An 8669-nucleotide genomic window follows, 5' to 3' on the forward strand; every position below is an offset into this window, starting at 1 on the left:
ATCGCGGCGACGTCCGGTCATGGTGTGGCTTTGGCGCCGATCACGAGGGTTGATCCGCGTCCGGAGTTGGTGCCGTTGTCGTTTGCTCAGCAGCGGATGTGGTTCATCAACCAGTTCGACACCACCGAGACGACCTACAACATCCCGGCGGCGCTGCGGCTGACCGGCACCGGGAGTGAAGCGAACGGGCCGAATGTTACCGGTGCACTCGACGTCGAGGCGCTCCGCCAGGCGGTGGCCGACGTCATCGAACGCCACGAGGTGCTGCGCACCGTTTTCCCGGCCGTAGACGGCAGACCTTACCAAAAGGTCTGCAAGACAGCCGAATTCGGTGAACGCGGCATCTGCCAGGTGGCCGGCTCCGAACAGGAGCTGTACGACACCCTCGCCACCGGCTTCGACGTCACCACGCAGTGGCCGCTGCGCGCCCGACTGCTCCAGGTGGCCGACGGCGAATACATCTTCGCCGTGGTGGCCCACCACATCGGTGTCGACGGTGAATCGATACTGCCGCTGGTCGTCGACATCGTCACGGCCTACGCCGCACGCGCTCAAGGCAATCCGCCGGAATGGACACCACTGCCCGTGCAGATCGCAGACTACGCGATCTGGCAGCACGACGTACTCGGCGCGGTGGACGATGATGCGTCGGTGATCGGGCGTGAACTCACCTACTGGCGCCGGCAGTTGGCCGGGCTTCCCGATGTCCTGAACCTGCCGGCTGATCGCCCCCGCCCGCAGGTCGCCTCGCACCGAGGTGCCCAGGTCGGCTTCACGATTCCGGCTGCGGTCGGGTCGCGAATCGACACTCTCGCCCAGGCCAACGGCGTCACACCGTTCATGGTGGTGCACGCGGCGTTCGTGGCGATGCTGTCCAAGCTCAGCGCGACACAGGACATCGCCATCGCCACCCCGACCGCCGGTCGCGGTCAGGCCGTGCTCGACCCGTTGGTGGGCATGTTCGTCAACACCCTCGTGCTGCGGACCGCGGTCGACCCGGCAACGTCGTTCGAGAGCCTGCTGGCGGGAGTCAGGGTCACCGACCTCGACGCATTCGCCCACGCCGCCGTACCGTTCGAGGCGGTCGTCGAAGCGCTCGACCCGGTACGCTCGGAAGCGTTCTCGCCGCTCGCACAGGTCATCCTGTCGTTCAACCCCGCCGCATCGGTCGCCGACGCCGACGTGTCGATCGCCGGACTCGACATCGCGCCCGTGCTTACGCCGTCCGTGGCTTCCCAGATGGACATGACAGTCGCGGTGTCATCGGCCCCCACCGGAGACGACTGGACCGGTTCGGTCATCTACGCGACGGACCTCTTCGACGAGGCATCGATCCTCACAATGATGGAACGCTTCGTCGGACTCCTTGACACCGTCACCGCGGACTCATCGGTGGCGGTGGGCGACGTCGACGTGCTGCTGGACAGCGACCGCGACGCGCTGGCGCTGTTGCCGGAGCCGGTCACCGCGACCGCACACTCAGACGGCACGCTGGTGGATGCCTTCGCCGTGACCGTCGCCGCGCACGGGCAGTCGCCGGCGGTGATCGCAGGTGAGGTGTCCGTGTCGTACAACGACCTCGACCTTCGATCGGATGCGATCGCATCCGGACTGAGCGAGCGGGGTGTGCGCCCAGGTGACCTCGTGGGCGTAGCCACCGACCGGTCTGTCGACCTGGCAGCGGCGATCCTCGGTGTGCTGAAGGCGGGCGCCGCGTACGTGCCGCTCGACACCACCAACCCGATCGGGCGTCTGGCATTCATCGTCGCGGATTCGGGAACCTCTGTGGTGGTGACGGATTCGTCCACCGACGGACACGAAGTGTGGGACGCCCTGCCGGCCGGTGTCCGGACCCTCGACGTCGCCGAGTTCGGACCCGCGCCCGACGGTTACGCCGCGGTCCGGGTTCCGGCGGACGCGCGCGCGTACGTGATCTACACGTCCGGCTCGACCGGACAGCCGAAGGGTGTGGAAGTCACGCACCGGGATGCGGTCACGCTCCTGGACACCACCGTCGCCGACTTCGACTTCGGGCCCGGCGACGTATGGACGATGTTCCACTCGTACGCGTTCGACTTCTCCGTCTGGGAACTGTGGGGTGCGCTGTACCACGGCGGCCGGTGCATCATCATCGACCGCGACATCGCCCGTGACACGGACGCTTTCGTCGACCTGATCCTGGCGCAGGGCGTGACCGTGCTCAACCAGACACCGTCGGCGTTCTACCAGCTCATCGACGCCCGCACGCGCAGCCGGTCCGTCGACCGTCACGGCTCCGCGGATTGGCCGCTTCGCTACATCGTATTCGGTGGTGAGGCGCTGAACTTCGAGCATGTCCGCCGCTGGTTCGACTTGTTCCCGGCCGACCGCGCACGCCTGGTGAACATGTACGGCATCACTGAGACCACTGTGCACGTCAGCTTCCGCGAACTGGACCGGGACGTGGTGTCGGCGGAGGACGGATCCCTGATCGGCCGCCCGCTGGCTTCCCTCGGAATCCACATCCTCGACCAGCGCCTGCGGCCCGTACCGCTGGGCGTGGTGGGCGAGATGTACGTCTCCGGAGGGCAACTCGCGCAGGGCTACCTCCGGCGCACTGACCTGACCTCGACGAGATTCGTGGCAAACCCGATTGGAGACGGCGGATCCCGTCTCTACCGGACCGGCGACCTCGCCCGGCGCGTGGGTACGGACATCGAATACATCGGCCGCGCCGACGCGCAGGTCCAATTGCGTGGCTTCCGAATCGAATTCGGTGAAGTCGAGGCGGGTCTGCTCAGCGCCGACGGTGTCGTCGGCGCCGCGGCCCGCATCATCGACGGGCCGTCAGGAGACACGCTTGTCGGGTACGTGGTGCCGGCCGACGGCGTGTATCTCGACACTGACGCCGTCATCGAAGCCGCAGGCCGCCAGGTGCCCGGCTACATGGTGCCTGCCGTGGTGATGGTTGTGAACGGTCTGCCGCTCACCGCCAACGGCAAACTCGACCGCGACGCGCTGCCGCTGCCCGAATTCGGTTCGGGCGATGACTACGTCGCGCCGCTGGGCGCGATCGAGGAAGTGCTCGCCGCGATCGTGTCCGGCGTATTGGGCCTCGACCGGGTGTCGGTGACCGAATCGTTCTTCGTGCTCGGCGGCGACTCGATCATGTCGATCCAGCTGGCATCCGCTGCCCGCGCCGCCGGATTCGATCTGTCGCCACGCCAGATCTTCGAGCACCGCACCGTCCGGGCCATGGCCCGGGTTGTCGCGGACGAGAACGCACGCCTGCCCATGCTGACCGAACCTGCCGGAGCAGGCTCTGGTGAGGTGGTGGTTCCGCCGATCGTGTCCTGGATGATCGAGCATTCGGATCAGCCCTCGGACTTCGGCGACTTCAACCAGTCCGCGGTCCTCGCCGCACCGTCCGGGATCACCGCGGCCGAGGTCGCGGAGATCCTCGGCGTCGTCATCGCCAACCATCCGATGCTGTCCGCGCGGCTGGTGCGCGGTGATGACACCTGGACCCTGACCGCCGGCGGCGACATCGATGAACAGCAGGTCGTGGCGGCGGTGGCGGCGAACGCGGCCATCGGCACCACGGAATACGACGACGCGCTGGTCGCCGCACACGAGGCCGCGACGCGGCGCTTCGACACCGCGACCGGTCGTCTGGTGCAGGCCGCGCTGGTGACCGACCCGGCGGGCGATGCCCGAATCGTGTTGGCAATCCACCATCTCGGCGTCGACGCCGTGTCGTGGCCGGTGATCATCGAAGACCTGATGACCGCCTGGGCGCAGCGCTCGGCCGGACACGGTTACCGCCTGCGCGACTCCGTCACCTCGCAGCGTGCCTGGATGCTTGCGCTCGGCGAACGCATCGACGAGTACCGCGAGCAATTGGGCTACTGGTCCGAGCGGCTGCCGCAGCGGCCGACCCCGCTGGGTGGTGACCTCGACCGGGACAGGGACAGGGTCGCCGCTTCGGGTCGCCTCGAGTACGTATTCGACGCGGCGGTGACCGAGTCGCTGATCACCGCCGTGCCCGAGGCCTTCTCAGGCAATGTCAACGACGCGATCCTTGCGGGTCTCGCACGCGCGGTGCGCGCCTGGCAGCGCGGACGCGGCATCGTCGACGACGCTCCGGTGTCGGTGTTGCTGGAGGGCCACGGTCGCTACGAGGAGGCTCTGGAACACGGGGATGATGCGGCTCGTGCCGATCTGTCCCGCACCGTCGGCTGGTTCACCAGCATCTCGCCGATGAGTTTGGACCCGGCGACCGATATCGTGCACGCGGTGAAGGCGGCGAAGGAAGAACGTCTCGGACAGCCCGATTCCGGTATCGGGTTCGGATGGCTCCGCTACGCAGCCGACACCGAACTGTCCGGACGCCCGCTGCCCTCGATCGTCTTCAACTACCTGGGCGCGGGAGGCGGCGGCGCGGCCGCGGTCGAGCCGTTGCCGTTCAGCGGTGCGGCCGGGCCCGCGCTGGCGCCGTCACCGGCCGGTGGCATGGTGGCACAGGGCATCCTCAACATCACCGCGGGCGCTGGACTGGTCGACGGCAAACGCTGGCTGAGCGCCACCGTGCTGTACCCGCACGCGGTCCTGACCGAATCCGACGTCCGTGACCTCCTGGATCACTGGGCCGGCGAGCTTGCGGCGGTCGCCCAACTCGTGACCGCCGGGGTGGATGTCGGTATGTCCCCGTCCGATGTTCCGGGCGTGGACCTGACCCAGGACGACATCGATCATCTGGCGCGGGCCTATCCGGGCGCGCGATTGTGGCCATTGTCGCCGCTGCAGGGTGGTCTGTTCTTCCAGTCAGCGTTGGCCGGTGGCATGGCTGACGTGGATGTGTATGTGGCACAGGCGGTTCTGCGTCTCAACGGTGCCGACGGCGCGCGGTTGCGGACAGCCGCGGAGAAGTTGGTGGCCCAACACAGCGTGCTGCGGTCGGGTTTCGTGCCGACCGGGTCCGGTTCGGTGGTCGCGGTCGTCGCCGAGCACGTCGATCTCCCGTGGACCGACGTCGACCTGACCGGAGTGGACGATGAGTCCGCGAAGGCGCGGATCGACCAACTCGTCGCCGAGCAACGCGTCGCGCCATTCGATCTGAGTGCGCCGCCGCTCCTGCGGTTCGTGCTGGTCCGTCACGGTGATTCGGCGACGCTGATCGTCACCAACCACCACATCATCCTCGACGGCTGGTCCGGTCCGCTGGTGCTGGCCGACATGCTGGCCCTCTACGCCACCGGTAGCACCTACACCGAGCAGGTGTCCGGTGGTGCGACCGGTGACTTCGGTGACTACCTGCGCACCATCGCCGGCCGCGATGACGACGCAGCATTCGCCGCGTGGCGGCAGGTGCTGGCACCCGTCGAGGGCCCGACCCTGGTGGCCGCCGGCCAGCAGGCCACCGCCGATGCGATGCCGCGCGACCTCGAAACCCTGCTCGACGCGGACCTGATCGCTGACCTGGAAGCAGCGGCCCGCGCGGAGGGCGCGACCCTGGCGACGGCATTGCAGGTGGCGTGGGCCATCTTCCTGTCGCGGAAGACCGGCAACCAGGTGGTCACGTTCGGTGAGACCGTCTCCGGGCGCCCGGCCGATCTTCCGGGTGTGGAATCGATGATCGGTCTGTTCATCAACACCCTGCCCGCAGTGGTCGACGTCGACCCGGACGCGAGCATCGGGCAGGTGCTGCGCAAGGTGCAGGCCGACAAGGTGACCGTGCTCGACCACCATCACCTGAGCCTGCCGCAGATCGCGAAAGCCGTTGACGCACAGATCGCCTTCGACACGATCGCGGTGCACGAGTCGTTCCCGGTGGACGCCGAATCGCTGGAAAGCGCCGATGCTTCTGCTACTGGTGGTTTGGCGATCGCCGGTGTTGAGGTCAGCGACTCGACGCACTATCCGCTGAACATGGTCACCGCTCCAGTGGCCGACGGCGTCGTGATGCGGCTCAAGTACCTGCCGTCGGTGTTCACCGCCGAGCAGGTCGAGGGCTTCGCGGGCGCGGTGATGCAGATCCTGCGGACGATCGCGGCCGATCCCGCGGTGTCCACCGCCGACGTGTCGTTGCTGACCGACGCCGACCGTGCGGTGCTCGCACAGTTGCCCGCACCGATCATCGACACCGCACACACAGGCTCGTCGCTGGTTGACTTGTTCACCGAAGCAGCTGCGGCACATCCTGATTCGGTTGCCGTGTCGTGCGGTTCCGAATCGTTCACCTATGCGCAGCTCGCCGAGCGCACCGATGCCGTTGCCACAAGTCTGCGGGAGCGCGGTGTCGTCGTCGGTGATCTCGTGGGCGTTGCCACCGCGAGGTCCGTCGATGTGGTCACCGCGATCGTCGGCGTCCTCAAGGCGGGTGCCGCGTATCTGCCGCTGGATGTGACCAACCCGATCGGCCGCCTGCAACACATCGTGTCCGACTCGGGTGTATCCGTGGTGCTGACCGATACATCGACCGACGGGCACCCGCTGTGGGATGCGCTGGGCGCCGACGTGGTGGTCGCCGACATCGGCGAGGTCGCGCAGGCGGCTGCTTCGTCTTCGACTCCTGTTGCGGTGCTGCCGGATTCGCGTGCGTACGTGATCTACACGTCGGGTTCGACCGGTCTGCCCAAGGGCGTGGAGGTGACGCACCGGGACGTGGTGACGTTGCTCGACGCCACCGCGGGTGACTTCGAGTTCGGCGCCGACGACGTGTGGACGATGTTCCACTCGTACGCCTTCGACTTCTCGGTGTGGGAGTTGTGGGGCGCGTTGTTCTACGGTGGCCGGTGTGTGATCGTCGACCGCGATATCGCCCGGGACGTCGATGCGTTCGTCGAGCTCGTTGTGGCCGAAGGTGTCACGGTGCTCAATCAGACGCCGTCGGCGTTCTATCAGCTCATCGATGCGCGCCGCCGTAACGAGAACCCCTGGGCTGTCCGGTATTTCGTGTTCGGTGGAGAAGCTCTGAGCTTCGAGCAGGTCCGTCGCTGGTTCGATCTGTTCCCCGGCGATCCGGCCCGGCTGGTCAACATGTACGGCATCACCGAGACCACGGTGCACGTGAGCTTCCGCGAACTCGACCGCGCCGCCGTCTCCGCCGACGATGGTTCCCTCATCGGACGGCCGTTGTCGTCGTTGGGTATTCACGTCCTCGACGCGCGGTTGCGGCCGGTTCCGGTGGATGTTCTCGGTGAGATGTACGTTGCCGGTGGCCAATTGGCTCAGGGCTACCTCGGGCGTCCGGATCTGACCGGCACGCGGTTCGTCGCCGACCCGTTCGGTGAACCGGGATCGCGGCTGTACCGTACCGGCGACGTCGCACGCCGGGTGGCCGGTGGGGATATCGAGTATGTGGGCCGCGCCGATACCCAGGTGCAGTTGCGTGGCTTCCGCATCGAATTCGGTGAGGTCGAGGCGGGCATGCTCACCGCCGACGGGGTGGTCGGTGCGGCGGCTCGCATCGTCGGCGGACCGTCCGGTGACACGCTCGTGGGTTACGTGGTCGCCGATACCGGCGCCGACGTCGACCCGGTCGCCGTGCAGGAGTCCGCGGGCCGGGTCGTGCCCGCGTACATGGTGCCCACCGTCGTCCTGGTGGTGGACGCACTGCCGCTGACCGCGAACGGCAAACTCGATCGTGACGCGCTACCCGAGCCCGACTTCGGTTCCGTCGGTGATGCTTTCGTGGCACCGGTCACACCCGGCGAGGCAGCTCTGGCGGACGTGTTCGCCGAGGTGCTCGGCCTCGACGAGGTGAGTGTCACGGCCTCGTTCTTCGACATGGGTGGCAACTCGCTGTCGGCGATGCGGCTGGCCGCCCGCGCCGCCGACGCGCTCGGTGTGGCGGTGTCGGTGCGTGATGTGTTCGCAGCACCCACCATCGGTCTCCTGGCGCAGTCGGTGGCGGGCAATGCCGCCGCACTGGCCCCGGTCGTACCGGTCCACCCACGCCCGCAGCGCATCCCGTTGTCGTTCGCCCAGCAACGGGTGTGGTTCATCAACCGCTTCGATCCGACGGCGGCGACCTACAACATTCCGGCGGTCCTGCGCCTGACAGGCTCGCTCGATGTGGATGCGTTGCGGCAGTCCGTGATCGACGTGCTCGGACGCCACGAGGTACTCCGCACGTCGTTCCCGTCCGACGACGGCGTGCCGTTCCAGCAGGTCGGCGACATCGCCGAGTTCGACGCCCGCGGCATCTGGCGGGTCGTCGACTCCGACGACGCGCTGTTCGCTTCGGCGACTGCCGGTTTCGATGTGACGACGCAGTGGCCGTTGCGGGTGACCCTTCGTGACGCATCGCCTAGCGGCTCGGCTCCTCAGGGAGCAGGGGAGGACGGTACCACCTTCTTGATCCCTGAGGCCGATGCGACGAAGGAGCGAGGGTCGCGAAGGGTCCGGCGAGACGAGCACCATGACGCTACCCCGGCCGGCGAGTACCTCCTGGCGGTGGTCGCCCACCACATCGGTGTCGACGGTGAGTCGATGCTGCCGCTGGTGACTGACATCGTCGCCGCGTACACCGCACGCACTCAGGGCGATACACCGTCCTGGACCCCTTTGCCGGTGCAGTTCGCCGACTTCGCGATCTGGCAGCACGAGGTCCTCGGGTCCGCTGACGATGCCGAGTCGGTGATCGGCCGCCAGCTCGGCTACTGGAAGGACAAGCTCACCGGCCTGCC

At 67.6% G+C, this 8669-nt stretch carries 1 protein-coding gene; it reads left to right on the forward strand.

Annotation, left to right across the window (positions count from 1 at the left end; genetic code table 11):
- Window positions 1-24: 24 nt before the first annotated feature.
- The coding region (locus tag KDB67_RS21385) for a non-ribosomal peptide synthetase (protein ID WP_291020408.1) at window positions 25-8669 on the forward strand (8645 nt) is incomplete at its 3' end.

It is taken from the genome of Gordonia sp. (in: high G+C Gram-positive bacteria) (assembly GCF_020438995.1).
In the GTDB taxonomy this organism is placed as follows: domain Bacteria; phylum Actinomycetota; class Actinomycetes; order Mycobacteriales; family Mycobacteriaceae; genus Gordonia.